Genomic DNA, 25,301 nt, shown 5'->3' with positions numbered 1-25,301 from the left:
CTCGTTCGCCGTAGGGGCGCGGGCGTCACCGGGACGCCCGGTGAGGAAGGGATCGGCATGCGGAAACTGGTGGTCACGGCGTTCGTGACGGCCGACGGCGTGATGCAGGCGCCGGGCGGCCCGGACGAGGACCGCGACGGCGGCTTCGCCCACGGCGGCTGGGCGGTGCCGTTCATCGGCGAGCGGGTGCTGGAGCTGATGCTCGAATTCACCCGCGGAGCCGGCGCGCTCCTGCTCGGCCGGAAGACCTACGAGGAGTTCGCCGCGACGTGGCCGCTGGCCGACGATCCGTTCGGCGACCTGATGAACGGGCTGCCGAAGTTCGTCGCCTCGCGGACGCTGACCGAGGTGGGCTGGCGCAACTGCACGCTGCTGCGCGGGGACGCCGCCGGGGCGGTGGCCGAGCTCAAGCGCGGCGACGGCGGGGACATCCAGGTCCACGGCAGCAGCGACCTGGTGCAGATGCTGCTCGCGCACGACCTGGTCGACGAGTTCCAGCTGCTGGTGTTCCCGGTGGTGATCGGGTCGGGCAAGCGGCTGTTCGGCTCCGGCGCCGGGCCGGGCGCGCTGGAGCTGACCCGCACCGAGCGGTTGCCGCGCGGCGGGCTGCTGCACCGCTACCGGCGCGCGGGCGGGCTCGAATGTGGTGCGATGGGGCCGGAAACGGGCAACTGGTGAGCGGGGACGTGACGATGCCGCAGTACGCGATCCTGATCTACGAAAAGGAACTCCCCGGCGGCGTGGCCGACATCCCGCCGGAGGTCATGGAGGCCAACCTGGCCGTCGGGCCGAAGATCGAGGCCATGGGCGCCCGGGTGGTGCACGAGCAGGGGCTGCAGCCGGTGGCGCAGGCCCGCACGATCCACAAGGGCGGCGCGGTGACCGACGGCCCGTTCCTGGAGAGCAAGGAGGTCATCGCCGGGTTCTTCGTGGTCGAGGCGGCCGACCTCGATCAGGCGGTGGCCATCGGGAAGCTGCTGCCGATCATGGACGGGGCGGTCGAGGTGCGGCCGTTGATGGAGGTGTGACCGGGGTCCGGGACGCCGTCGCCGACGCGCACCGCCGCGAGTGGGCCCGGGTGCTCGCCGCGACGGTGCGCCTCACGCGTGATCTCGACCTGGCGGAGGAGTGCGTCCAGGACGCCTACGCCGCCGCGCTCGACTCGTGGGCCCGCGACGGCGTCCCGGACCGCCCGGCCGCGTGGCTGACGACCGCGGCGCGGCACAACGCGCTGGACGCCCTGCGGCGCGCGGCGACGCTGCGCGCGAAGCTGCCGTTGCTGGTCGAGCCCGCGCCGGACGGCCCGGTGGCCGACGACCCGCTGCGGCTGGTGTTCCTGTGCTGCCACCCCGCGTTGTCGGCCGAGGCGCAGGTGGCCCTGACCTTGCGGCTGGTGTGCGGCGTGCCGACGCCGGACGTCGCGGCGGCGTTCCTGGTGCCGCCGGCGACGATGGCGGCCCGGATCACGCGGGCGAAGAAGAAGATCGCGGCGGCGCGGATCCCGTTCCGGATGCCCGCGCCGGCCGAGCTGCCGGAGCGGCTGGACGCGGTGCTGACGACGATCCACCTGCTGTTCACGACCGGGCACACGGCGCCGTCGGGCGAGTCGCTGATGCGGGTGGCGTGCGCCGAGCGGGCGCTGGAACTGGCGCGGCTGCTGCGGGAGCTGGTGCCGGACTCGCGGGAGGTGCGGGGGTTGCTGGCGTTGCTGTTGGCAGGGCACGCGCGCCGGGCGACGCGCACGGACGGGACGGGGCGGCTCCTGCTGCTGTCCGAACAGGACCGTTCCCGCTGGGATCGCGACGCGCTCGCGGAGGCGCACGAGCTGGTGGTGACATCCCTGCGCGGCGGCCCGCCAGGCCGTTTCGCCCTGCAGGCGGCGATCGCGATGCTGCACGCGAGCGCACCGTCGTACGAGGCGACGGACTGGCCGCAGATCCTGGTGCTGTACGACGAACTGGCGAAGGTGTGGCCGTCCCCGGTGGTGGCGCTGAACCGGGCGGTGGCGGTGGCGATGGTCGACGGCCCGGCGCAGGCGCTGGCCGAGGTGACGGCGCTGGAAGGCGACCGCCGGTTGTCCGGGTACCACTACCTGCCCGCGATCAAGGCGGATCTGCTGCGGCGCCTGGGCCGGCCGGTCGAGGCGGCCGCCGCCTACGAGCACGCTCTGCGCCTGACGGAGAACGAGGCCGAGCGCGCGTTCCTGGCGGACCGCCTCGCCGAGATGCGGGAAATCGGCGCCCCGGGTTGATGGGCTGGCCCCGCCCGGCCGCTCGCCTGGGCCGCTTCCCTGGGCCCGCGCCCGCCCACCAACGAGGCGCATCCCCCACCCGACATCGGGGCGAGCCTCCGCCAATTCCAGCGGCACGCGATCCCGGCTGCCAAGCGGGGGCCGAGCGCGCCACCCAGGGCACCGGCGGCCGCACCTGCTCGCCATCGAGGCGGTTCCCCCGCCCGGCACCATCCGCGAATTCCGGCAGCACGCGGTCCCAGTCCGAGCCGCATGTGCCCACCAACGTCCGATCCCCGCCCGCGGCCGCGACCGGCAGCGCGCGGGCTCAGCGCACCATCGGCCGCAGCTGGCCGATCTGGTGTGTCGAAGTCGCGTGGCCGGCCAGGGCCCGGCGCACCGCTTCGAGCACTCCCTCGGCGATCTCGGCCTGGGCCAGGGACCGGTGGGCGTCGTAGGCGGAGACCGTGCCCAGCTGCACCACCTGGGTCGGGTGCAGGGGCAGCAGCGGGTCGGGCGGTTCGACCGCCCCGGTGCCGCTGAGGCCGCCCCGCACCTCCACCACCGGCGCGCCGTCGGCGAGCAGGGACTCCACCGCGCCCATCACCGACCGCCGGTACTGCTCGTGGATCCACGCCACCAGCAGGTCCGCCTGCCCGCGCAGCGCCAGCTCCGCCTTCGCGGCGAGCTCCCGCGGCCGGTCCCAGTGCGCCTCGACCCAGATCGCCTTCCCGCCGCCCCACGGGCGGATCGTGCCGTCGCGGAAGGGCCGGTGTCCCGGCGGCCGCATCGACCGCCGCGCCGCCTCCCCCGGCCGCACCTCGCAGTCGAGCGGGTGGTACCGCCGGGACGGCAGCACCACGTGCCAGCCCTCCCTGGTCAGGACTTCGGCGAGCCCGGCCAGCATCCCCGTACCCGCCAGGATCAGCGCTTTCCGGCCAGCCATGACCCCACGCTACCTGCTGCTCGCGGCACGGGCAGCCTCTCGACGTGGCCTTCTCCCCGCCGCAACACGCCGGAAACCTTTCCACGTCCCACCGCCCGATCCGGCCGGGAACCGGCGAAGATCAGCCCCAGTCCTTGCCCGGATCGAACGCGTGCGGCTGGGTGAGGCTGAACCAGTTGCCCGAGTCGTCGCGGAACACGGCCTCGATCCCGTACGGCCGCTCGGCCGGCTCCTGCAGGAACGTCACCCCGCGCGCGGCCAGCTCGGCGTGCGTCCCGCGGCAGTCGGCGGTCTTCCACACGCCCCCGCCGAACGCGCCCTTGGCCACCAGTTCCCGGATCTGCTTCTCGGTCTCCGCGTCGTGCTGCGGCGGCCCCGGCTTCATCAGGATGAAGTCGAGGTCCGGCTGGTCGGGCGGCCCGACCGTGAGCCAGCGGAAATCGCCGATCTGCAGGTCCCGCCGCACCTCGAAGCCGAGCTTCTCGGTGTAGAACGCCTTCGCCGAATCCTGGTCCAGCACGTACACGCTGGAGTGGGACAGCCCCTTGATCATCGCGAACCTCCTGTGGTCGATGGGAAGAACGCTACTGACCCGGGGCGTCCCCCGGCTTCTCCGAATGTGCTGTTCCCGCCGCGGGCCGGGTCCACATCATCAGGTAGCACCCTGGCACCGGCGGCGGCCCGTCCGCGCGCACCCGCGCCCGGTACTCGCTCGGCGAGGAACCGGTGATCTCGGCGAACCGGCGGCTGAACGTGCCGAGGCTGGTGAACCCGACGGCCAGGCACACCTCGGTGACCGTCAGGTTCACCGACCGCAGCAGGTCCTGCGCCCGCTCGATGCGCCGCCGCGTCAGGTAGGCCTTCGGGCTCTCCCCGTAGGCGGCGGCGAACGAGCGCATGAAGTGGTAGCGCGAACAGCAGGCGACGGCGGCGAGCGCGTCCACGTCGAGGGGCTCGGCGTAGTGCGCGTCCATCCAGTCCTTGGCGCGGCGCACCTGCGCCACCACCGCCACCCGGTCCGTCATGCCGTCAGTGCGCCGCCTCGTTCCAGGACCGGCCGAACCCGACCGACACCTCCAGCGGCACGGCCAGCTCGTACGCCGCGCCCATCTCGCGGCGCACCAGCTCCTCGACCCGGTCGCGCTCGCCCTCGCTGACCTCGACGATCAGTTCGTCGTGCACCTGCAGCAGCACCCGCGACCGCAGGCCGGTCTCGGCGATCGCGCGGTGCACGCCGATCATCGCGACTTTGATGATGTCGGCCGCGCTGCCCTGGATCGGCGCGTTGAGCGCCATCCGCTCGGCCATCTCGCGCCGCTGCCGGTTGTCGCTGTTGAGGTCGGGCAGGTAGCGGCGGCGGCCGAAGATCGTCTCGGTGTAGCCGACCTTGCCCGCCTCGACCACGACGCTGTGCAGGTAGTCGCGCACCCCGCCGAACCGGGCGAAGTACTCGTCCATCAGCCCGCGGGCCTCCTCGGTGGAGATCCGCAGCTGCTGCGACAGGCCGTAGGCCGACAGCCCGTAGGCCAGGCCGTAGTTCATCGCCTTGATCTTCGCCCGCTGCGGCCCGGTGACCTCGGCCGGGTCGACGCCGAACACGCGCGCCGCGGTGGCCGCGTGGAAGTCGAACCCGGACTGGAACGCCTCGATCAGCGCCGCGTCCTCGGACAGGTGCGCCATGATCCGCATCTCGATCTGGCTGTAGTCCGCGGTGAGCAGCTCCGCGTACCCGTCGCCGACGACGAACGCGTCGCGGATGCGGCGGCCCTCCTCGGTGCGGATCGGGATGTTCTGCAGGTTCGGGTCCACAGAGGACAGACGACCGGTGGCCGCGATCGTCTGGTGCAGCGTGGTGTGGATCCGGCCGTCGTCGGCGACCGACTTGAGCAGGCCCTCGACCGTGCTCTTGAGCCGGGTGGCGTCCCGGTGCTCCAGCAGGTGCTGCAGGAACGGGTGCTCGGTCTTCTCGTACAGCGTCTGCAGCGCCTCGGCGTCGGTGGTGTAGCCGGTCTTGGTGCGCTTGGTCTTCGGCATGCCCAGCTCGTCGAACAGCACGACCTGCAGCTGCTTGGGCGAGCCCAGGTTGACCTGCTTGCCGATCACGCCGTACGCGGCCTCGGCGGCCTGCTTCACGCGGGCGCCGTAGTGCGCCTCCAGCGCGGTCAGCTGCTCGATGTCGACGGCCACGCCCGCGGCCTCGACCTCGGCGATGACCTGCAGCAACGGCAGCTCGATGTCGCCGAGCAGCCTGGTGCCGCTGATCTTCTCCAGCTCGGCGGAGAGGGCGCCGGCCAGCTCGGCGACCGCGCTGGCGCGGACCAGCTCGCCCTGCACCAGCTTCTGGTCGCCGTCGTCGCCGTCGAGCAGGGACAGCTGGCCGTCGCCGGAGTCGCTGTCGTTGCGCAGCTCGCGCTGCAGGTACCGCAGCACCAGGTCGTCCAGCTCGAACGACCGCTGCCCCGGCCGGACCAGGTACGCGGCCAGCTCGGTGTCCATCGCCAGGCCCGCGAGCTTCCAGCCGCGCGCCCGCAGCGCGTGCAGCGGCACCTTCAGCGCATGCCCGGCCTTGGCGATCGCCGGGTCGGCCAGCCACGCGGCCAGCGCCTGCTCGTCGGCCTCGTCCAGGGCGGTCACGTCGACGTAACCGGCCTCGCCGCCCGGCGCGGCCAGGCTGATCGACTGGATGTCCGACCGCACCGACGAACCGGTGGTGCGGAAGGACAGGCCCACGGTCTGGCCGGCCTTGGTGTGCTTCGACAGCCACGCCGCGAGACCGCCGGCGGGCACCGCGGCGCCCTCCACCTCGAACCCGGACTCGGCCTCCGGCTCCGCGCTGGACAGCGTCTGGAACAGCCGGTCGCGCAGCACCCGGAACTCGAGCTCGTCGAACAGCCGGTGGACCGCGTCCCGGTCCCACGGCTTGAGCGCGAGGTCGCCGGGCGTGGCGTCCAGCGGCACGTCCCGCACCAGCTCGGTGAGCTGGCGGTTGAGCGTCACCGAGCTCAAGTGGGCGCGCAGCGCGTCGCCGACCTTGCCCTTGACCTCGTCGACCCGGTCGATCAGCGCGTCCAGCGACCCGAACTGCTGGATCCACTTGGTCGCGGTCTTCTCCCCCACCCCGGGGATGCCCGGCAGGTTGTCCGACGGGTCGCCGCGCAGCGCCGCGAAGTCCGGGTACTGCGACGGCGTGAGCCCGTACTTCTCCGCCACCCCGGCCGGGTCGTAGCGGACCAGGTCGGACACGCCCTTGCGCGGGTACAGGACCGTCGTCGAGTCGTCCACCAGCTGCAGCGCGTCGCGGTCGCCGGTGCAGATCAGCACCTGGTAGCCCTCGGCCGTGGCCTGCGTGGTCAGCGTGGCGATGATGTCGTCGGCCTCGTAGTTGTCCTTGGTCAGCACCGGGATGCCGAGCACCCCGAGCACGTCCTTGACCAGGTCTACCTGCCCCTTGAACTCGTCCGGCGTCGACGTCCGGGTGGCCTTGTAGTCGGCGAAGGTCGCCGAGCGGAACGTCTGCCGCGACACGTCGAACGCCACCGCGAGGTGCGTCGGCTGCTCGTCGCGCAGCAGGTTGATGAGCATCGAGGTGAACCCGAACACCGCGTTGGTGACCTGGCCGGTGGAGGTCTTGAACCGGTCGGCAGGCACGGCGAAGAAGGCGCGGTAGGCCATCGAGTGGCCGTCGATCAGCAACAGCCGCGGCCGTCCTTCCGCGGGCGCCGTCGCTGTGGTGTTGGCTACTGGCTGGTTCTGGCTGGGGCTCACGGGTGCGAGTCTAGGGTGGGGCACCGACAGAACCGCGCGAGCGGTCGTCCTGCCTTGCCGTCGTCTCACCGAGGAGTCACCCGCGTTGTCCGAGAACCTCTCCGAAGCCATCCGCGAGCAGCTCGCGGGCATCGATCCGCGCGTCGCGGAGCAGCAGCTCAACGACAAGCTCGGCATCGAGTTCGTCGAGCTCACGGCGGAGCGGGTGGTCGGCACGATGCCGGTCGAGGGCAACCTGCAGCCCTACGGCCTGCTGCACGGCGGCGCGAACGCCGTGCTCGCGGAGGCGCTGGGCTCGACCGTGGCGGCGCTCAACGCGGGCGCGGACAAGGCCACGCTCGGGTTCGAGCTGTCCTGCACCCACCACCGCGCCGCGCGGGAAGGCCTGGTCACCGGCGTGGCGACGCCGCTGCACGTCGGCCGCGGCACCATCACCGCCGAGATCGTGCTGACCGACGACCAGGGCCGCCGCACCTGCACCGCGCGCCTGTCCTGCCTGGTGCGCGACGCCGCCCCCGGCAGCCGCTGATCCACCACGAAGAAGGGCCCCGGCGCACGAGCGCCGGGGCCCTTCTCGTTCCAGGTCCACCCGATCAGGCGACGCCCAGGTAGGCCTCCTTGATCGCGGAGTCCGCCAGCAGCTCGGTGCCGGTGCCGGTCTTGGTGATCCGGCCGGTCTCCAGCACGTACGCGCGGTGGGCGCGGGACAGCGCCTGCTGCGCGTTCTGCTCCACCAGCAGCACCGTGGTGCCCTGCTTGTTGATCTCCGTGACGATCCGGAAGATCTGCTGGATGAACTGCGGCGCGAGCCCCATCGAGGGCTCGTCGAGCAGCAGCAGACGCGGCTTGGCCATCAGCGCCCGGCCCATGGCCAGCATCTGCTGCTCACCGCCGGACAGCGTGCCGCCGGCCTGGTTGCGCCGCTCCGCAAGGCGCGGGAACAGGTCGAACACGCGGTCCAGGTCGGGCTGCAGGTTCTTCCGGTCCTTGCGCGCGTAGGCGCCCATGTCCAGGTTCTCCGCGACCGTCATCCCCGGGAACACCCCGCGCCCCTCGGGCACCTGCGAGATGCCGCGGACGACCCGCAGGTCGGCGCGCAGCTTCGTGATGTCCTCGCCGGCGAAGGTGATCCGGCCCGCCGACAGCGGGCGGATGCCGGAGATGGCGCGCATCGTGGTGCTCTTGCCCGCGCCGTTCGCGCCGATGAGGGCGACGACCTCGCCCTCGTCGACCCGCAGCGTCAGCTCCGAGACCGCCTGGATCCGTCCGTAGTGGACGGAGACCCCGTCAAGCTCAAGCAGCGTCATCGTCAGGCACTCCCAGGTAGGCGGCGATCACAGCGGGGTTCTCCCTGATCTCGGCCGGCAGTCCTTCGGCGATCTTCTTGCCGAACTCCAGAACGACGATCCGGTCGGTCACGCCCATGACGAGCTTCATGTCGTGCTCGATGAGCAGGACGGTGTAGCCGTCGTCGCGGATCTTCCGGATCAGCCCCATGAGCTCTTCCTTCTCCGCCGGGTTGAACCCGGCGGCAGGCTCGTCGAGGCACAGCAGCTTCGGCTCGGTGGCCATCGCCCGCGCGATCTCCAGGCGGCGCTGGTAGCCGTACGGGAGGTTCTTGGCCTTGTCCGCGGCCCGGTCGGCGATGCCGACGAACTCCAGCAGCGCCATGGCCCGCTCGACCGCGGTCTTCTCCTCCTGGTGGTGCCGCGGGAGCCGCAGCAGCGCGCCGAGGACGCTGGTCTTGTGGCGGGCGTCGGTGCCGACCACGACGTTCTCCAGCGCGGTCATCTCGCCGAAGAGCCGGATGTTCTGGAAGGTGCGGGCGATGCCGCGCTGCGTGATCTGGTGGCGGGTGGCCTTGCCCAGCGGCTTGTCCTCCAGCAGCACCTGCCCCGACGTGGGCCGGTAGACCCCGGTCATCGCGTTGAAGCAGGTGGTCTTGCCGGCGCCGTTGGGCCCGATCAGGCCCAGGATCTCGCCGCGGCGGATGCCGAACGACACCGAGTCCAGCGCGGTCAGGCCGCCGAACTTCAGCGTCACGTCCCGCATCTCCAGCAGGGTCTCGCCGACCTCGACCTTGATGTCGCGGTCGACGGCGACCGCTTCGGCGACCTCGGCCTCGTGCTCGGCGAGCTCCTCCGGGGTCATCCGGGCGACCTCGGCGACCAGGCCGCCCTCGACCGGGGTCTCCTCGCTGGGGTGGCTCATCGGGGACCTCCCGTCGTGTCGGCGGCCAGCGCGCTCTCCCCGCTGATCTGCTCACCGCGGCCGAGCAGCCGCTGGTAGGCCTGCCGTCCCCGGGCCAGCAGGCGCTGGCGGGCGCCGAGCAGGCCCTGCGGGCGGAAGATCATCAGGATGATCAGCGCGATGCCGAAGATGAGGTAGTTGTACTCGGCCAGCTGCACGAACCGCAGCGGCAGGTACGCCACCACGGCCGCGCCCAGCAGCACGCCCACCTTGTTGCCCGCGCCGCCGAGCACCACCGCGGCCAGGAACAGCATCGAGGTGATGACGTCGAACGACTGGTTGTTCACGAACCCGAGCTTGCCCGCGTAGAGCGCGCCGGACAGGCCGCCGATCGCGGCGCCGATGACGAACGCCCAGATCTTGAACTTGAACACCGGGACGCCCATGATCTCGGCGACGTCCTCGTCCTCGCGGATCGACACCCAGGCGCGGCCGACCCGGCTGCGTTCCAGGTTCCCGACCAGCAGCAGGATCGCGATGATGATCGTGATCGTCAGCCAGTACCAGGCGGTGGCGTTGGCGAAGAACGGCGTGCCGTTCGCGTCGGTGCCGACCCGCTCGAAACCGGACTGGCCGCGCAGCGGGTCGACGTTGTCCGCGACCAGGCGGATGATCTCGCCGAACCCGAGCGTGACGATCGCCAGGTAGTCACCGCGCAACCGCAGGGTCGGCGCGCCGAGGATGATGCCGAAGATCATCGTGACGGCCATCGCCAGCGGCAGCGTCCACAGGTAGGGCAGCTTCGCCAGGCTGGAGTTCGGGCTGGTGAACAGCGCCGCGACGTAGGCGCCGACGGCGAAGAAGCCGACGTAGCCCAGGTCCAGCAGGCCTGCCTGGCCGACCACCACGTTGAGCCCGATCGCGACCAGCGCGTAGCGGGCCACGTCGAACATCGCGGTCGGGAAGTCGGTGCCGGTCGTCGCGATCAGCGGCGGGTTGAGCACCGGCAGGAAGTAGATCAGCACCACGACCGGGATGAGGATCGCCCACTGGGCCGGCCGGGACAGGTTGTTCCACTGCTCGCGGATGGAGCGGCGCTTCGGCGGCGCGCTCACGGTCTGGGTCGTCATACGCGTGCCTTCCCGAGGGACTCGCCGAGGATGCCGGTCGGACGGAACATCAGGACGACGATCAGCACGACGAACGCCACGATGTCCTTCCACTCGCCGCCGAACAGCGACTGGCCGTAGTTCTCCACGAGGCCGAGCAGGAGCCCGCCGAGCAGCGCGCCCCGCAGGTTGCCGATGCCGCCGAGCACCGCGGCGGTGAACGCCTTGATGCCGAGCAGGAAGCCGCCGTTGTAGATGGCGCCCTGCGGGATCCGCATCATGTAGAACAGCGCGGCGGCGCCGGCGAGCAGCCCGCCGACGAGGAACGTGATGACGATGACCCGTTCCTTGTTGACGCCCATCAGCGTGGCGGTGTCCGGGTCCTGGGCGACCGCGCGGATGCCGCGGCCCAGGCGGGTCCGGTTGACGAAGTAGTCGGCCACGAACCACAGCACGACCGCCGCCACCACGAGGATGACGTGGATGTTGGTGACCGTGGCGCCGAAGATCCGGAACAGCGGTTCCGGCTGCAGCAGCCGGATCTGGGGCTGCTGGTTGAGGCCGAAGATCAGGCGCAGGGTCTGCTGGATGGCGAACGAGGCGCCGATCGCGGTGATCAGGAAGACCAGGCGCGGCGCGTTGCGCTTTCTCAGCGGCCGGTAGGCCACGCGTTCCAGCAGCACCGCGGTGCCGCCGGAGACGGCCATCGCGGCCAGGCAGGCGAGGCCGAGGAAGAGGATCAGCTCGACGATCGACAGGTCGGGCGTGGCGCCGGAGCGGAAACCGAGGCCGTAGAACGTCAGCCAGGTCGCGAACGCGCCGACGACGAAGACCTCGGAGTGCGCGAAGTTGATGAGCTTGAGAACGCCGTAGACGAGGGTGTAGCCCAGCGCCACCAGGGCGTAGATGCCGCCCTGCGCCAGGCCGTCCACGGTGTTGTTCCAGAACTGCTCCGCGAGGCCGGCCACGTCGAAGGAGATCCACGGCTCGGACTGCGCGAGGAATGTGGTCATCGCGGGGTACAAGGGTTCACTCTATTCCCGGGTATGGATCGGGCATGCACGCGACGGTCGGCCGCGTGCATGCCCGATAGGTCAGGTCGTTAGCTGATCTGGCCGTTGTTGACGATCTTTCCGTTCTCGACGCGGTAGCTCCACACCGGGGTGTCCGAGAGCTCGCCCTTGTCGTTCCACTTGAACTTCTTCGTCAGGCCCTGACCGTCGTAGTTCTTGACGAAGTTCAGCATCGCGGCGCGGTCCTTGATGCCGCTGTCGATGCCCTTGAGCAGGATGGTCGTGACGTCGTAACCCTCGGGCGAGTAGGTGCCCGGGTCGGCGCCCTCGACCGCCTTGAACGCGGCGGTGAAGTCGCGGAAGTTGTCCTCCGGGACGCACGGGCAGGTGAAGTAGGCGTTGGTCGCGCCGCCGCCGGCACCCTTGAGGAACTCGTTGTCCTTCACGCCGTCCGGGCCGACGAACTTGGCGGTGACGGCCTTGTCGTTCAGCTGCTGCGCGAACGGGCCGGCCTCGGGGTAGTAACCCGCGTAGAAGACGGCGTCCGGGTTCTCGGTGGCGATCTTGTTGACCACCGCGGAGAAGTCGGTCTGACCGGTCTTCACCTTGTCGGTGCAGGAGGCCTTCGAGCCGAGCGCCTGCTTGACGGCGTTGGCCAGGCCGATGCCGTACTCGGAGTCGTCCTCCACGACGCAGACCTTGTTGGCCTTGAGCGTCTCGGTGAGGAACTTGGCCGCGGCCGGGCCCTGCACGGAGTCGTTGCCCATGCCGCGGAAGAAGGTCTTCCAGCCGTTGTCGGCCAGCGCCGGGTTGGTCGCCGACGGGCTGATCGTGACCAGGCCGGCCTGGTTGAACAGGTTGCCCGCGGCCTTCGACTCACCCGAGAACGGCAGGCCGACGACGCCGAGGATGTCGGACTCGTTGATGACCTGCGTGACGATGCCCGGGGCCTTGTCCGGCTTGCCCTCGGTGTCGAACTGCTTCAAGGTGACCTGGCAGTTCGGGTTGGCCTCGTTGTGCTGCTTCACCGCGAGGTCGGCGCCGCGCAGGATGTTCTGGCCCAGCGCCGCGCTGTTGCCGTTGATGGTGCCCGCGTACGCGATCGAGACTCCCGAGCACACCGCCTTGCCGTCGCCGCGCGGGTTGGCCGCGTCGGCCGCCTGCGAAGGCGCCGCCGCCGAGCCGGTGGTGTCGCCCGACGTGCTCCCCTCATCACGCGCCGCGCACGCACCCAGCGCCAGCGTTGCTGCCGCCGCCAGCACGAGAACTCGCGTGAGTCGTGCTCCTGACACTCGTTCCTCCAACTATCCAGCCGGCCGCGGACTGCGGCCGTCCCGGGATGGGACCTATCGGGCGCTGAACGTAGCCGCCCGGTGAGGTCAAGCACAGCGGTACGCGCTGTCTTGTTTCCACATCGTGACGGGGGTCACTATAGTTCATGCATGATTTACACCCGGTTGCCGCATTGCAACAACCGGGTGATAACAACCAGTGACCTTTTGCTCAAATGAGCAGCGCCGTCACGCCCTCGTTGGAGTGATGTCGGAGCGTATGACCTCCCACGCGATCGCGCGGGGTTACTTCTGACCGATGCTCTCGACGACCGCCTGGGCGACGGCCTTCATGGTCGTGCGCCGGTCCATGGCGGTGCGCTGGATCCACCGGAACGCGTCCGGCTCGGTCAGCCCCTGGTGGGTCATCAGCAGGCCCTTGGCCCTGTCGATGACCTTGCGGGTCTCCAGCCGGTCGGACAGGCTGGCGACCTCGGCCTCCAGCGCCTGCATCTCCGAGAACCGGCTGACGGCCAGCTCGATCGCGGGAACGAGGTCCCGCTTGTTGAACGGCTTGACCAGGTACGCCATCGTGCCCGCGTCGCGGGCGCGCTCGACCAGCTCGCGCTGGCTGAACGCGGTCAGGATGACCACGGGGGCGATGCGGTCGGTGGTGATCTGGGACGCCGCCTCGATGCCGTCCAGCTTGGGCATCTTGACGTCCAGGATCACCAGGTCGGGCTTGAGCTCGGCTGCCAGCTTGATGGCCTCTTCGCCGTCGCCCGCCTCGCCGACCACCTGGTATCCCTCTTCGCGCAACATCTCGACGAGGTCAAGCCGGATCAGTGCTTCGTCTTCGGCGACGAGCACCCGACGCTGCGGAGCGGTGGCCACACCGCTGGCCTCGGTAGCCTCTTCGGTCACCGGGGTCCTCCTGCGTGCTCGACGGAATGTGGAATGCGGCTAACCGCAGGACGAGCCTACCCGGAACGATCCAGTTAGTGGATGACGCGGACCACGTGGTGGGCATGGTGTTCACCACGTCGTGGCACGGCGTGTCGCGTTGATCGACTCCCCTGTGACCGGTCGTCACGCAGGGCTACCCCCACTGCCGGGGCGCCAGGTGGGGCGCGTAAAGTCTGGCTGCGCCGCCCCCGTAGCCCAACTGGCAGAGGCAACGGATTCAAAACCCGTCCAGTGTGAGTTCGAATCTCACCGGGGGCACTTCGCTTGACGTGACACGAACGGCCCCTCACTTGGGAGGCCTCGTGCCGGGCCGATCGCGTCTTCTCCGGGTTACTCCGGGCCGACCCTGCCCCCTGTTCGCCCCCGGAAGCCGACCGGAGTGCTTGCCGAGACTAGGGCGCCAGGTTTGCCGCGGCGGCGAGGAAAGCGTCGATCAGCGGCGACCGGCGCGTCGCGAGCCAAGCCAGGCACACCTGGTTCGGCCCGATGTCCTCGACCGGGATGCCGATGACATCGGGGCGGGTGTAGAACGTCGCCGTCGACAACGGGATGACGCTGATCCCCGCTCCGACGGCGACGAGTTCCAGTTTCTCTTCGACACTGTTGATGCGGGGCACTTCGGGGCGGTCCGGCTTGCGCAGTTCGAGGGCGATGTCGCGCCACTCCGGGACGGCGTCGGGGTCCTGGAGCAGGTGCTCGTCGGCGAGTTCGGTGACCGACACGGACTCCTTGCCGGCCAGCCGGTGCCCGGCGGGCACCATCACGACGCGGGGTTCGGTGAACAGCGGCCGCACGGTCAGCCCGCGCTGGTCGATCGGCAGTCTGACGATGCTGACGTCCACGCGGCCGTCGTGGACGACCTCCACCTGATCGTGCCAGCTGGTGCGCAGCAGCCGGACGCTGACGTCCGGCCGCCGCCGGGCCAGTACCTGCACCGCCGGGGTGACCACGATGCCCGGCATGAACCCGACGGTGAGCACCGGTTTCGCCTCGGCCGCGGCCGAGACCCTGCGGTGCACGGCTTCGGCCGTCGCCAGCAGGCCTCGGGCATCGGCCAGAAGCTGTTCACCCGCCGCGGTGAGGACCGTGCTCCGGCGGTCGCGGACGAACAGCGGCGTCTTCAGCTCGTCTTCGAGGGCGCGGATCTGGCGCGACAACGCCGGCTGGGCGATGTGCAGCCGCGCGCCGCTGCCCGCCCGAAGTGCAGCTCTTCGGCCACCGCGACGAAATATCGCAGCTTCCGCAAGTCGAAGTCCACGCTGAGGCACCTCCCGCTCCCGCCCATCATCGCAGGTCTGTGATGCCGTCACGGCATCACAGCGCGCGGAACGGGTCTTGGACGCACCCCGGGTGCCCGGGTCACCGTGGAGGAGGAACGGAACACGAGTGATGGGACAGTGATGAAGATCTTCCTCACGGGCGGCTCGGGCTACATCGGCCGCGCGACGATCGGCGAGCTGGTTCGGCAAGGGCACACCGTCGAGGCGCTCGCGCGCAGCGAGCGTGCCGAGGCGGCCGTGGTCGCCGCCGGGGCGAGCGCGGTCCGCGGTGACCTGACCGACCTCGACGTGCTCAACCAGGCAGCGGCGCGGGCGGAAGCGGTGATCCACCTCGCTCAGGCCACCAGCGGCGAGGAGGACCTGGCGGCGGCCACCGCGATGCAGGACGGCGTCGGGGGCGGCACCTACGTGCACACCGGCGGCAGCTGGGTCTACGGCGACACCGACGGGGTCCAGGACGAAACCGCACCGTGGAACCCACCGGCCATCGTGGCCTGGCGGCAGGCCGTCGAGAACGCGGTGCTGGCCCGGGCCGCCGACGGCGGACGGCCGGTCATCGTCCAGCCCGGCCTGCTCTACGGGGGCGACAACCGCCTGATCGACATCTTCTTCGTCCAGCCGGGGAAGGAAAGCGGCGCGATCCCCTACATCGGCGACGGCGGCAACCACTGGGCCCTGATCCACCTCGACGACCTCGCCCGGCTGTACGTGGCGGCGTTGACGGCTCCGGCGGGCTCGGTGTACCTCGGCGTGGGCGGCGTCAACCCGACGGCCAAAGAGGTCGCCGAGGCCTGCGCTCGCGGCGCCGGGCTCGACGGGAAGACCGTCTCCCTGTCCCTGGACGAGGCCCGCGAGCGGATGGGCCCGATCGCCGACGCGTTCGCCCTCGACCAGCAGCTCACCTCGGCCAAGGCGCAGCGTGAGCTGGGCTGGACGCCCGCGCACACCGATCCGCTGTCCGAGTTCGCCGCGGAATGAGCCGGGAATGGGCCGCGAAGCGGTGCTGTGGTCCGAAGTGGAGCGTGCACGCGAGTCACGGCCGCTGCTGGTGATGCTGCACGGCTGGAGCTACGACGAGACGCACCTGTACCGGCGCCTCGATGGTCTCCAGCCACGACAGCATCGTTGTGAGCGTGAGGATGCACGGTGCACCGCGCTGGGCCGGCAGGCGTGCGGGACAATGGCGGTATGCGCGAGATCGCCACCAGTGATGGGTCCATCCGGCTCGGTCAGTTCCTCAAGCTCGCCAACGTGGTCGAGTCCGGGTCCGACGCCCGTTCGCTCCTGGAGGACGGGCAGGTCCAGGTCAACGGCGAGGTCGAGGAGCGCCGGGGACGGCAGCTGCAGCGTGGCGACGTCGTGACCGTCGGCGGCGACGAACTGCGCGTGGGATAGGCGAGTCCCGGAAGGATCCGGGCTCGGACAAGGCGGCGTGGCGCCGTCGTCCGCGGTCGCGTGGTGACCGCGACCGGGAGGGCGTCAGGCGACGGGAGGTAGGACGACGACCTTGCCGCGCACCGCGCCCTCGGCGGCTCGCGCGTGCAGCGCAGGCAGCTCGGCCAGGGGCACCCGCTCCGCGACGTCGACGCGCAGGTCGCCGCGGTCGATCAGCGTCACCAGCGACGCCAGTTGTTCCGCGTCGCTGCGGACGAAGAGGTCGATGCCGCGCACGCCGCGTTCCTCGTCGCCCGGCGCGGGCATCCACACGGTCGTGTTGACCAGGACGCCACCCGGCCGCACCAGGGTGACCAGCGCGGCGAGTGCGGCCGGGTCGACCGGGGCGAGGTTCAGCACGACGTCCACCGGCTCGGTCACCGCGTCGGTCACGCTCGTGGTGGTGTGGTCGATGACCTCGTCCGCGCCGGCGCCCTTGGCCGCCCCGCTGCTGCGCCCGCCGGCGATCGCGATGACGTGCGCCCCGGCGCCTTTGGCCAGCTGCACGGCGTAACCGCCGACCGCTCCCCCGGCGCCGTTGATCAGCACGCGCTGCCCGGCCACCAGCTCGCCGTGGTCGAACAGCGCCTGCCGGGCGGTCAGCCCCACCACCGGCAGCGCCGCGGCGTCAGCCAGCGGGACGCTCTTCGGCGCCGGCGTCAGGACCCCGGCCGGGGCGAGCGCGTACTCCGCGGCCGCGCCCGGCTCGTCCATCGGCAGGAAACCGATCACCTGATCGCCGACTGCGAGGCCGTCGACGCCCTCGCCCAGCGCGTCGACCGTGCCCGCGACGTCGAGGCCGGGGGTGTGCGGCAGCCGCACCGGGATGGGCCCCTGCATGAAGCCACCGCGGATGTTGCCGTCGACGGAGTTGAACGACGTCGCCGCCACCCGGACCCGGACCTGCCCGGCCGCGGGAACCGGCAGGTCCACGTCCTCGTAACGCAGGACGCCGGGGTCGCCGAACTCGTGGAAACGCACTGCCTTCATCGGGGTTCTCCCTTTCGATCGTCTTGCTTCGACTTCGAAGCAACTGGAAGCGACGGTACTCCCGCTTCGAATTCGAAGCAAGTGACGCGGCTCACCGGGAGCCGGCGGTCACGGGATCAGCAGCACTTTTCCCGGTCGTCGCGCGCGGCGTGGGAGGCGTGGCGCGACCTCATCGTCAAGCAGTACCGCGACGAAGCCGGGCTGGACTTCTGCCTCGACCGCTTGCTGTCGTGAGCCGCACGACCGCTGGTGGGCTCAGGCGTTGACGTACGCCAGCACCGCCAGCACCCGGCGGTGTCCGCTGTCGCTCGTGGGCAGGCCCAGCTTGCGGAAGATGTTGCCGATGTGCTTGGTCACCGCGCGCTCGGTGACCACCAGCTCGCCGGCGATCGTCCCGTTGTCCAGACCTTGCGCCATGAGGTGCAGCACCTGCCGCTCCCGCGCGGTGAGGCTCTGCAGCGGGTCGCGTTTGTTCATCAGCTGCGACACGACCTCGGGGTCCAGCGCGGTGCCCCCGGCCGCGACGCGTTCGAGCGCGTCCAGGAACTCCTCGACCCGCCCGACCCGGTCCTTCAGCAGGTAGCCGGTGCCGGCCGCGCCCGTCTCCAGCAGCTCCTTCGCGTAGGCCTGCTCGACGTACTGGGACAGCACCAGCACCGGCAGCCCGGGCAGGTGCTCGCGAGCCTCGATCGCCGCGCGCAACCCCTCGTCGCGGAAACCCGGCGGCAGCCGGACGTCGAGCACCGCGATGTCCGGGCGGTGTTCCAGCAGGACCGGCAGGATCTCCGGACCACTGGCCACGACACCGACGATCTCGTGGCCCGCGCTCTTGACCAGCAGCGAGATCCCCTCGCGCAGGAGGGCGTTGTCCTCGGCGAGCACTATCCGCATGGCAGCAGCACCTCGATCGTCGTTCCCGCGTTCGCCGGGCTGTCGATCCGCGCGGTTCCGTCGAGCGCCGCGACCCGGCGCCGGATGCCGGACAGCCCGCTCCCGGCGCCGGCGTCGGCGCCGCCCTGGCCGTCGTCGCGCACCGTCACGCGCAGCCTCCGCCCGTCGCCGTCGAGGACGACCTCGGCGTGCTGGGCCGTGCTGTGCTTGGTGACGTTGGTCAGCGACTCGGCGACGACGAAGTACGCCGCCGCCTCGACCGCCGCCGGTGGCCGCGGCAGGTCGCCGGGGACGCGGACGGTCACCGGGATGCGCTGGCTGCCCGCCAGCGCGTGCACGGCGCCGGCGAGGCCGCGGTCGGCGAGGATCGGCGGGTAGATGCCGCGGATGATGCTGCGCAGGTTGCCCAGTGACTCCTCGATGCCCTGCTGGGCGTCCCGCACCAGCGCGGCCGCGGGGGTGTCCGGCTCGGCCGCCAGGGCGCGCGCGGCGAGCCCGAGCCGAACCGAGACCGCGACCAGCTGCGCCTGGATCCCGTCGTGCAGGTCGCGCTCGATGCGGCGGAGCTCGGCGCCATGCGATTCCAGCGCTTCGGCCCGCGTCTCGGTGAGCCGCTGGACCTGCCGGGCCAGCAGCTCCACCTCGTCCGGCCCGAGCAGCGACCGCGCGAGCAGCAGCTGGCCGCGCGCGATCAGGGGCACCAGCCACACCACCGCGGCGGCGTAGAGCGCGGCCTGCAGCAGCGGCAGGGTGAGCGCCTCCGGCCACGTCCGGATGTCGACGAACAGCCCGGTGAAGGTGTCCGGCGGGAACAGCCACCAGTACAGCGGGATGGTCGCGCTCGTCACGATCGCCGGCCACAGTGCGATGCCGAGCAAACCGAGGAACGTGCCGGCGAACCCGTGCACCACCATCCACAGTAGAGCGCGCCAGGTCGCCGGGTCCCGCACCGCGCGCAACCGGCCGCCGCTCTCGGCATGGACCTCCTCCGGCAGCGGGAACCCGAGGTGCCGCCCGGCGCGCTCGCGCTCCAGCCCGGTCAGGACGCGCACCGGCTTCAGCACCGCCGGCGCGAACGGCGACAGCAGCACCAGCAACGGCAGGACGAGCACGCCGGCCAGCGCGGGCAGCGCCGTTTGCAGCCCGGACGCGAGCACCGCCGTGGCGCCGGCGCTGCGCTTGATCGCTGTCCTCATCGCCGCTCCCCCGGTCCTGCCGCGACTCTACTGAAACCCCCCGGCGGGGTGTACCTGGCTACACCCCCGGTCCGGGTGCTCAGGCCAGTGTGCCGCGCCCGTCCCGCTCCTAGCGTCGGAGGCACCGGACAACAGGGGAAGGACGACAGCTATGACAGTCGCGAACGGCCTGGAGTACGCGGTGCGGATGGAATCGGTGGTCAAGACCTACGGCAAGGGGGCTGCCGCGGTCCACGCGCTCGACGGCGTCACGCTCGGACTGCGGCGCGGGAGCTTCACCGCGCTCATGGGCCCGTCCGGCTCGGGCAAGAGCACGTTCCTGCACTGCGCCGCCGGGCTCGACCGGCCGACCTCGGGCCGCATCACGCTCGGCGACGTCGAGCTGACCGGACGCCGCGAGTCCGAGCTGACCGCGTTGCGGCGCGAGCGGATCGGGTTCGTGTTCCAGTCCTACAACCTGCTGGACACGCTGACGGTCGAGCAGAACATCGTGCTCCCGCTGCGCCTGGGCAACCAGCGCTTCGACCCGGCGTTCCTCGCCGAGGTCGTCCGGTCGGTCGAACTCGACGTGCCGCTGGACCGCCGCCCGAGCAAGCTGTCCGGCGGGCAGCAGCAGCGCGTCGCGATCGCCCGCGCGCTGGTCACCCGGCCCGAGGTGGTGCTGCTGGACGAGCCGACGGGCGCACTGGACACCCGGACCGCGCGCCAGGTGCTCGGCACGCTGCGGCAGGCGGTGGACCGCTGGGGCCAGACGGCGCTGATGGTGACGCACGACCCGGTCGCGGCCTCCTACGCGGACACGGTGGTGTTCCTGACCGACGGCCGGATCGCCGGCGAGCTGACCGGCGCGTCGCCGGACCGCATCGCCGAGCGGATGACCCACTTCGGGGAGTGATGAGCGTGTTCTTCCTGGCCCAGCGGACGATCCGGGCCCGAACGTCGGCGTTCGCCGCGGCATTCGTCGCGGTGTTCGCCGGGTCCGCCCTGATCACCGCGAGCGGTGTCCTGCTCGAATCCGGGCTGCGGGGCGGGCTTCCGCCACAGCGCTACGCCGCCGCGGTGGTCGTCACCGCGCCGCGGTCGGTGTCCGTGCCCGGCGACGTCGACCAGTGGTTCCCCGAACGCGCGCCGCTGCCCGTCGCGCGGGCCGCCGACATCAGCCGGGTGCCCGGGGTCGCCGCGGTCGTGCCCGACGTGAGCGCGACGGCCGTGGTGCGCGGTTCGGGACCGGTCGTCGTGCACGGGTGGTCCTCGACGAGGCTCGGCGCTGTCGCGCTCACCGAAGGCCGGGAGCCGCGGCGTGCCGACGAAGTGGTGCTCGCCGGGGCGCATCCCGGGGACGTGGTCGACCTGGCGGTGGGCGGGGTCGCTTCCCCCTACCGCGTGGTCGGCGCCGTCGCCCCGGGGCAACAGTCTGCGTACCTCACCGACGAGCGCGCCCGCGAGGTCGCCGGCCACCCGGACGCGGTCGACGCCGTCGCCGTCCTGGCCGGACCCGGCGTCGACGCGGCCGATCTCGCCGACCGGATCGGCCGGGCCGTTCCCGGGGCCGCGACGGCCACCGGCGACGACCGGGCCGGCGCCGAGTTCCCCGGCGACGGTGCCGCGCGGTCGTTCCTGACGCTGGTCGCGGGCTCGTTCGGCGGCACGATGCTGGTGGTCATCCTGCTGGTCGTGGCCAGCACCGTCGGCCTGGCCAACCAGCAGCGCCGTCGCGAGTTCGCCCTCCTGCGGGCCGTCGCGGCCGGGCCGAAGCACATCTACCGGCTGATCGGCATCGAGACCGGGCTGGTGGCGACGGTGGCGGCGGTGCTCGGCGCGTTCCCCGGCGCCGGCCTGAGCCTGCTGCTGCACGGGGTGTTCGTCCGCCTCGGCTCGATCCCCGCGGGGTTCGGGTTCGTGATCGGCCCGCTGCCCGTGCTCGCCGCGGTCGCGGGGTCCGTGCTGGCCGCGGTCGCGGCCGGCCTGATCACCGCCCGCCGCGCGGCGCGGATCAGCCCGGTCGGCGCGCTCGGCGAGGCCGCTGTGGAACCGCCGCGGCTCGGCCGTGGCCGGCTGCTGACGGGCTGGGTGCTCGCGATCGCGGGGACCGTCGCCGGGATCGGGTTCCCGCTGGCGATGGGCGGCGCCGCGGGCACGGCGGGCGCGGCCGGATCGGCGCTGTTGCTGGTCACCGCCGTGGCGCTGCTCGGGCCGCGGCTGCTCGCCGCGACCGCGTCGGTGCTGGGCAGGCTCGGGCTCAGCCGGACGGCGTCCGGGTTCCTCGCCGAGGCCGGCACCCGGGCCCGGGCCCGCCGGTTCGGCGCGGCGACCACACCGCTGATCATGGGGGTGGCGCTGGCCGCGGTCCAGATCTTCACGCTGACGACGACCGCCGCGGCGGCGCAGCGGCAGGCCGAGACCGGTCTGCTCGCCGACCAGGTGCTCGTGGCCGACGGCGGCATCTCCCCCGCCGTGGCCGGCGCGGTCCGGCGGGCGCCGGGCGTGACCGCGGCGGTGTCCGTGGTGCGGACGCGGGTCCTGGTGACCTCCACGATGTTCGGCGAGCCCACGACCGAGGCCTACGCCGCACAGGGCGTCACGCCGGATGGCCTCGACCGGGTCCTGGACCTCGACGTCCGCCGGGGCGACCTGGCCGGCCTCACCGGTGACGCCGTCGCCGTAAGCGAGAACGCGGCCGGGACATTCGGGGTGGACCTGGGCGGGACGGTCACCATGCGCCTCGGCGACGGCACCCCGCACAGCGCCCGCGTCGTCGCGATCTACGGCAACGGCCTGGGCTTCGGCGACCTGACGCTGCCGCACGCCGCCGTCGCCGGGCACACCACGACCGGGCTGGACGACGAAATCCTGGTCGCGGGGACGGCGGCCGCGGCGCTCCCGGCGTACCCGGAGGTGCGCGTGGCCGACCGGCAGGCGTTCCTGGCGGCGCGGGACGACGCCGCGAGCGCGGAGTCCACGGTGAACCTCGTGCTCAACCTCGTGCTGATCGCGTTCATCGCGATCGCGGTGGTGAACGTCCTCGTCCTGGCCACCGCGGCCCGGGTGCGCGAGTTCGCGTTGCTGCGGCTGGCCGGGGCGAAACCCCGCCAGGTCCGGGCGATGACGCGGGGCGAGGCGGCCGTCGTCGTCGTGGCCGCGATCGTGCTCGGGTCGCTCGCCGCGCTGCCACCGCTGGTCGGCATCAGCCTGAGCCTGACCGGGACGGCGCTGCCCACCGTGCCCCCGCTCGCCTACGGCGGGATCCTCGCCGCCGCTGCCGTCGTCGGGTGGGGCGCCATCGCGGTGCCGACCCGGTTCGCCCTCCGCCCGCCCGCCGTCACGGCCATGCGCGTCGGCGAATGACCATCCCCGCTCCGGAAAGGACAGTCTTGGCGACGCTGGATCGCGGGTCAGCGCAGGGCCCGCAGGCGCTTTTCCCCACCGGACTTGATGACGTCCTTGGACCGGTCCACGAGCGTGAGAAATCCGTCGGTAGAGATCTTGCCGATGTCCCCGGTGCGCAGCCAGCCGTCGTGGAACCTTCCGGGATCGACGGTCCCGCCCGCCGGCCACCTTCGCGGCAGGATCGTCCTGACCGTCGCATGACCATGCAGGCCACTCCGGACCGGGGCACGCTCGCCCGCCCGGTTCGAACACGACGGCGGCGAGTGGCGGATCGCCGACCTGTAGCGACCGACGGTCCGAGCCCCACCGCGACCCGCAGGCAGCGGGCCGCGGTGGAAGCCGCTGTCACAGGGGTGATCCCGCCCGGCTCGACGCGGTGGTGTCGACCGCGGGGCGGCTCCGGTTCTTCGGGCCCCGCACGGCGACATAGACCGCCAGCACCGCCATGACGGCCGCGCCCGCCCACATCGCGTGCTGCCATCCGGCCACAAAGGACTCCCGGGCGGCGTGGACGATCTGCGCCGCGTACGAGCCGGCGCTGCCCGAGACCTCGATCGCGTTGGCGACGCCCTCCCTGGCGACGTCCGCCGCCTCCCGGGGCACCCCGGACAGCATGCCGTCGATCGAGCCGCGGTAGCCGGCGGACAGGAGCGCGCCCAGCAGCGCGACCCCCAGCGCGGTGCCGAACTCGCGGGTGATGTCGTTGAGGGCGGAGGCGACACCTTGCTTGTCCCGCGGCAACGAGCCGGTGATGGCCTCGGTGGACGGCGTCATCGCCAGTCCCATGCCGATGCCCATGGCGACCAGCCCCGGCAGGATCGTCAGGTAGCCGCCCGCCACCGAGACGAACAGGCCCATGGACACCAGTCCCACGCCGGCCAGCGCGACGCCGGTGGTCATCGTCGCGCGGGAGCCGATGCGCTCGGCCAGCCGGGCCGCGAGGCCGGACGCCAGCATCATCGACATCGCCATGGGCATCAGCGCCGCCGTCGACACCAGTCCGGACCACCCGAGCACGGCCTGGAAGAACGGGAACAGCACCACGCCGATGCCCGCCTGGACACCGAAGACCACGAGCAACGTGAGCGAACCGCCCATCAGGCCGCGTTCGGCGAACATCCGCACGTCCAGCAGCGAAGTGTCGCGGCGGCGCAGTTCCCAGGCCACGAAGCCGATGCCGGCGACGATGCCGGCCGCGAGGCCGACCACCGTCTCGGGGGCGGTCCAGCCGCGCACGGGTCCTTCTTGCAGCACGAAGATGAAGCCGACGACGGCGACGGCGGACAGCAGCGCGCCGACGGTGTCGAAGGGGTGCGCCGAGCGCTCACGCGAGTTGGGCACCGACTTCACGGTCGTCACGAGCGCCACGGCGATCAGCGCGACCGGGAGCGCGAACAGCCAGCGCCAGTCGGCGACGTCGACCAGCAGCGCGGACAGGAACATGCCGAGGACGCCGCCGCCGCCCGCGACGGCCGTCCACACGCCGATGGCCTTGCCGCGGCGTTCCTCGGGGAAGGTGGAGGTGATGACGGCCAGTGTGATCGGCATGATCATCGCGGCGCCGGCGCCGCCGGCCACGCGGGCGGCGATCATGACCTCCGCGGTCGGGGCCAGTGCCGCCACGACGTTCGCGATGCCGAACAACAAGAGCCCGGCGGTCAGCACGGGCTTGCGGCCCACGCGGTCGCCGATCGCGCCGAACGGCAGCAGCAGCGCGGCCAGGGCCAGGGTGTAGATGTTGATGATCCACAGGACCGTGCCCAGCGACGCTCCGAACTCGACGGCCAGGTGGGTCTGCGCGACGCCGAGGCCCGAAACCGAGGCGACGACCGCCATCAACGAGGTGGACACGGAGATGAGGATGGTGCGCAGCCGGCGCGCGTCCGGTGTGGCAGCCCCCGGTGCGGGCTGGTTGGTGCTCATGGGTTCCTCTCGGCAGGCATGGGAGTGCACGACGCCGCGAGGGTAAGCACGATTTGCCGCACTGGCATATCATCTTGCCTATGAAGCAAGAAGAAGGTTCGCTGGACAGCCTCGTGCGCAAACGGATCCGGGCACTGCGGGTCGCCCAAGGCCTGTCGCTGGAGGAACTGGCCGCGCGAGTCCACCTGGGACAGTCCTCGCTGAGCCGCATCGAGAACGGCCAGCGCCGCCTGGCGCTGGACCAGCTGGTCGCACTGGCCCGCGCCTTGGACACCACCCTCGACCAGCTGGTCGAGAACGCCGTGGACGACGTGGTCATCAGCCCGGTCAACCACCACGGCGCGCACGGGCTGAGCTGGCCGATGAAGGGCGACCCCGGCATGACCGTGACGCGCAGGCGGTTCACCGACCCGCCGCCTGACAACCCGGCCAAGATGCGCGCCCACCCCGGCCGGGAATGGTTCGTCGTGCTGTCCGGCACCGCCACGTTGTTGCTGGGAGACCGGACCTTCCGCGTCGACACCAACCGCGCCGCCGAGTTCCCGACCATGACGCCGCACGCCATCGGCGCTCACGGCCGTCCGTGCGAGGTCATGTTCATCTACGACCGCGACGCCCGCCGCGGGCATCGCGAAAACGAGGCCGACGACAACGGCTCATGACGGCACGACCGGCATCCGCGGCATTTTGCGCCCGGGGCATCGCGGAAG

Annotated in this window: 26 protein-coding genes and 1 tRNA gene; 11 read left to right on the top strand and 16 right to left on the bottom strand. The window is 71.8% G+C overall.

What is annotated here, in order from left to right:
• Nucleotides 1-57: 57 nt before the first annotated feature.
• From ABZ215_RS10875 to ABZ215_RS10865, 3 genes are read left to right on the top strand one after another with little or no spacing between them, the layout of a single operon-like run.
• Nucleotides 58-678 (top strand): dihydrofolate reductase family protein, encoded by a 621-nt coding sequence (locus ABZ215_RS10875; protein ID WP_354949378.1) that lies wholly within the window; start codon nt 58-60, stop codon nt 676-678.
• A complete protein-coding gene (locus tag ABZ215_RS10870; protein ID WP_020418509.1) occupies nt 675-1,028 on the top strand; it encodes a YciI family protein in 354 nt (117 codons plus the stop codon). Before ABZ215_RS10875 ends, ABZ215_RS10870 begins: the two co-directional genes overlap by 4 nt.
• Entirely contained in the window at nt 1,025-2,251 is a 1,227-nt protein-coding gene (locus tag ABZ215_RS10865; RefSeq protein ID WP_354949377.1) for a DUF6596 domain-containing protein, read from the top strand. Before ABZ215_RS10870 ends, ABZ215_RS10865 begins: the two co-directional genes overlap by 4 nt.
• Before the next feature lie 307 nt (nt 2,252-2,558).
• Here the strand turns inward: ABZ215_RS10865 and ABZ215_RS10860 are convergent, their stop codons facing one another.
• From ABZ215_RS10860 to polA, 4 genes are all read right to left on the bottom strand, one after another.
• Nucleotides 2,559-3,176 (bottom strand): hypothetical protein, encoded by a 618-nt coding sequence (locus ABZ215_RS10860; protein WP_237335764.1) that lies wholly within the window; start codon nt 3,174-3,176, stop codon nt 2,559-2,561.
• 121 nt (nt 3,177-3,297) lie between these two features.
• Nucleotides 3,298-3,729, bottom strand: a complete 432-nt coding sequence (locus ABZ215_RS10855) for a VOC family protein (protein WP_237335763.1) — start codon at nt 3,727-3,729, stop codon at nt 3,298-3,300.
• Between the two features lie 31 nt (nt 3,730-3,760).
• On the bottom strand, nt 3,761-4,201 hold the full coding sequence (locus tag ABZ215_RS10850) for an AraC family transcriptional regulator (protein WP_354949376.1): 441 nt from the start codon (nt 4,199-4,201) through the stop codon (nt 3,761-3,763).
• A gap of 4 nt (nt 4,202-4,205) precedes the next feature.
• Complete coding sequence (gene polA, locus ABZ215_RS10845) at nt 4,206-6,941, bottom strand: DNA polymerase I (protein WP_354949375.1); 2,736 nt, start codon at nt 6,939-6,941, stop codon at nt 4,206-4,208.
• Nucleotides 6,942-7,026: 85 nt separating this feature from the next.
• On the opposite strand from polA, the gene ABZ215_RS10840 reads away from it, so the two are divergent.
• Nucleotides 7,027-7,470 (top strand): hotdog fold thioesterase, encoded by a 444-nt coding sequence (locus ABZ215_RS10840; protein ID WP_017988046.1) that lies wholly within the window; start codon nt 7,027-7,029, stop codon nt 7,468-7,470.
• A 64-nt stretch (nt 7,471-7,534) separates the two neighbouring features.
• Here ABZ215_RS10840 and ABZ215_RS10835 read toward each other — a convergent pair whose 3' ends face one another.
• The 6 genes from ABZ215_RS10835 to ABZ215_RS10810 form a co-directional block, all read right to left on the bottom strand.
• Complete coding sequence (locus ABZ215_RS10835; RefSeq protein ID WP_323807007.1) at nt 7,535-8,242, bottom strand: ABC transporter ATP-binding protein; 708 nt, start codon at nt 8,240-8,242, stop codon at nt 7,535-7,537.
• Nucleotides 8,235-9,152, bottom strand: a complete 918-nt coding sequence (locus tag ABZ215_RS10830) for an ABC transporter ATP-binding protein (RefSeq protein WP_020418515.1) — start codon at nt 9,150-9,152, stop codon at nt 8,235-8,237. The genes ABZ215_RS10835 and ABZ215_RS10830 overlap by 8 nt, the downstream gene beginning before the upstream one ends.
• On the bottom strand, nt 9,149-10,261 hold the full coding sequence (locus ABZ215_RS10825; protein WP_020418516.1) for a branched-chain amino acid ABC transporter permease: 1,113 nt from the start codon (nt 10,259-10,261) through the stop codon (nt 9,149-9,151). The genes ABZ215_RS10830 and ABZ215_RS10825 overlap by 4 nt, the downstream gene beginning before the upstream one ends.
• On the bottom strand, nt 10,258-11,253 hold the full coding sequence (locus ABZ215_RS10820; protein WP_354949374.1) for a branched-chain amino acid ABC transporter permease: 996 nt from the start codon (nt 11,251-11,253) through the stop codon (nt 10,258-10,260). The genes ABZ215_RS10825 and ABZ215_RS10820 overlap by 4 nt, the downstream gene beginning before the upstream one ends.
• An 89-nt stretch (nt 11,254-11,342) precedes the next feature.
• Entirely contained in the window at nt 11,343-12,515 is a 1,173-nt protein-coding gene (locus tag ABZ215_RS10815) for a branched-chain amino acid ABC transporter substrate-binding protein (RefSeq protein WP_020418518.1), read from the bottom strand.
• Nucleotides 12,516-12,830: 315 nt separating this feature from the next.
• Nucleotides 12,831-13,448: a response regulator gene (locus ABZ215_RS10810; RefSeq protein ID WP_017988040.1), complete on the bottom strand. Its 618-nt coding sequence runs from the start codon at nt 13,446-13,448 to the stop codon at nt 12,831-12,833.
• 226 nt (nt 13,449-13,674) lie between these two features.
• Between ABZ215_RS10810 and ABZ215_RS10805 the strand changes: the two genes are divergently transcribed.
• Nucleotides 13,675-13,748: transfer RNA gene (locus tag ABZ215_RS10805), tRNA-Leu, on the top strand.
• A gap of 134 nt (nt 13,749-13,882) precedes the next feature.
• Here ABZ215_RS10805 and ABZ215_RS10800 read toward each other — a convergent pair.
• Both ABZ215_RS10800 and ABZ215_RS10795 read right to left on the bottom strand, forming a co-directional pair.
• Nucleotides 13,883-14,647 carry a LysR substrate-binding domain-containing protein gene (locus ABZ215_RS10800; protein ID WP_354949372.1) on the bottom strand — a complete coding sequence of 255 codons (765 nt, stop codon included), beginning with the start codon at nt 14,645-14,647 and terminating at the stop codon, nt 13,883-13,885.
• Nucleotides 14,611-14,775 carry a LysR family transcriptional regulator gene (locus tag ABZ215_RS10795; protein WP_354949387.1) on the bottom strand — a complete coding sequence of 55 codons (165 nt, stop codon included), beginning with the start codon at nt 14,773-14,775 and terminating at the stop codon, nt 14,611-14,613. The genes ABZ215_RS10800 and ABZ215_RS10795 overlap by 37 nt, the downstream gene beginning before the upstream one ends.
• 115 nt (nt 14,776-14,890) lie before the next feature.
• Here ABZ215_RS10795 and ABZ215_RS10790 point away from each other — a divergent pair, with 115 nt between their 5' ends.
• Nucleotides 14,891-15,748 (top strand): NAD-dependent epimerase/dehydratase family protein, encoded by an 858-nt coding sequence (locus ABZ215_RS10790; protein ID WP_354949370.1) that lies wholly within the window; start codon nt 14,891-14,893, stop codon nt 15,746-15,748.
• 210 nt (nt 15,749-15,958) lie between these two features.
• Nucleotides 15,959-16,165 (top strand): RNA-binding S4 domain-containing protein, encoded by a 207-nt coding sequence (locus tag ABZ215_RS10785; protein ID WP_020418550.1) that lies wholly within the window; start codon nt 15,959-15,961, stop codon nt 16,163-16,165.
• 84 nt (nt 16,166-16,249) lie between these two features.
• Here ABZ215_RS10785 and ABZ215_RS10780 read toward each other — a convergent pair whose 3' ends face one another.
• Nucleotides 16,250-17,194 carry an NADP-dependent oxidoreductase gene (locus tag ABZ215_RS10780; RefSeq protein WP_354949368.1) on the bottom strand — a complete coding sequence of 315 codons (945 nt, stop codon included), beginning with the start codon at nt 17,192-17,194 and terminating at the stop codon, nt 16,250-16,252.
• Nucleotides 17,195-17,275: 81 nt separating this feature from the next.
• Here ABZ215_RS10780 and ABZ215_RS10775 point away from each other — a divergent pair, with 81 nt between their 5' ends.
• A complete protein-coding gene (locus ABZ215_RS10775) occupies nt 17,276-17,428 on the top strand; it encodes a hypothetical protein (protein WP_354949366.1) in 153 nt (50 codons plus the stop codon).
• 21 nt (nt 17,429-17,449) lie between these two features.
• Here the strand turns inward: ABZ215_RS10775 and ABZ215_RS10770 are convergent, their stop codons facing one another.
• Both ABZ215_RS10770 and ABZ215_RS10765 read right to left on the bottom strand, forming a co-directional pair.
• The gene (locus ABZ215_RS10770; protein WP_354949364.1) at nt 17,450-18,085 is read right to left on the bottom strand and encodes a response regulator transcription factor; all 636 of its coding nucleotides are present in this window, start codon (nt 18,083-18,085) and stop codon (nt 17,450-17,452) included.
• The gene (locus ABZ215_RS10765; protein WP_354949362.1) at nt 18,076-19,281 is read right to left on the bottom strand and encodes a sensor domain-containing protein; all 1,206 of its coding nucleotides are present in this window, start codon (nt 19,279-19,281) and stop codon (nt 18,076-18,078) included. Before ABZ215_RS10765 ends, ABZ215_RS10770 begins: the two co-directional genes overlap by 10 nt.
• Before the next feature lie 151 nt (nt 19,282-19,432).
• Between ABZ215_RS10765 and ABZ215_RS10760 the strand changes: the two genes are divergently transcribed.
• Complete coding sequence (locus ABZ215_RS10760; protein ID WP_354949360.1) at nt 19,433-20,176, top strand: ABC transporter ATP-binding protein; 744 nt, start codon at nt 19,433-19,435, stop codon at nt 20,174-20,176.
• A complete protein-coding gene (locus tag ABZ215_RS10755) occupies nt 20,176-22,626 on the top strand; it encodes an ABC transporter permease (RefSeq protein WP_354949358.1) in 2,451 nt (816 codons plus the stop codon). Before ABZ215_RS10760 ends, ABZ215_RS10755 begins: the two co-directional genes overlap by 1 nt.
• Nucleotides 22,627-23,013: 387 nt before the next feature.
• Here the strand turns inward: ABZ215_RS10755 and ABZ215_RS10750 are convergent, their stop codons facing one another.
• Nucleotides 23,014-24,591 carry an MFS transporter gene (locus ABZ215_RS10750; RefSeq protein WP_354949356.1) on the bottom strand — a complete coding sequence of 526 codons (1,578 nt, stop codon included), beginning with the start codon at nt 24,589-24,591 and terminating at the stop codon, nt 23,014-23,016.
• Nucleotides 24,592-24,671: 80 nt separating this feature from the next.
• Here ABZ215_RS10750 and ABZ215_RS10745 point away from each other — a divergent pair, with 80 nt between their 5' ends.
• Nucleotides 24,672-25,253, top strand: coding sequence for a helix-turn-helix transcriptional regulator (locus tag ABZ215_RS10745; RefSeq protein ID WP_354949354.1), 582 nt, complete (start codon nt 24,672-24,674; stop codon nt 25,251-25,253).
• Nucleotides 25,254-25,301: the final 48 nt, after the last annotated feature.

Source organism: Amycolatopsis sp. NPDC006131 (assembly GCF_040614175.1).
GTDB classification, from domain to species: Bacteria; Actinomycetota; Actinomycetes; order Mycobacteriales; family Pseudonocardiaceae; genus Amycolatopsis_E; species Amycolatopsis_E tucumanensis.
Note: the sequence above shows the minus strand (reverse complement) of the source record. Positions and strands in the feature narration are given on the sequence as shown.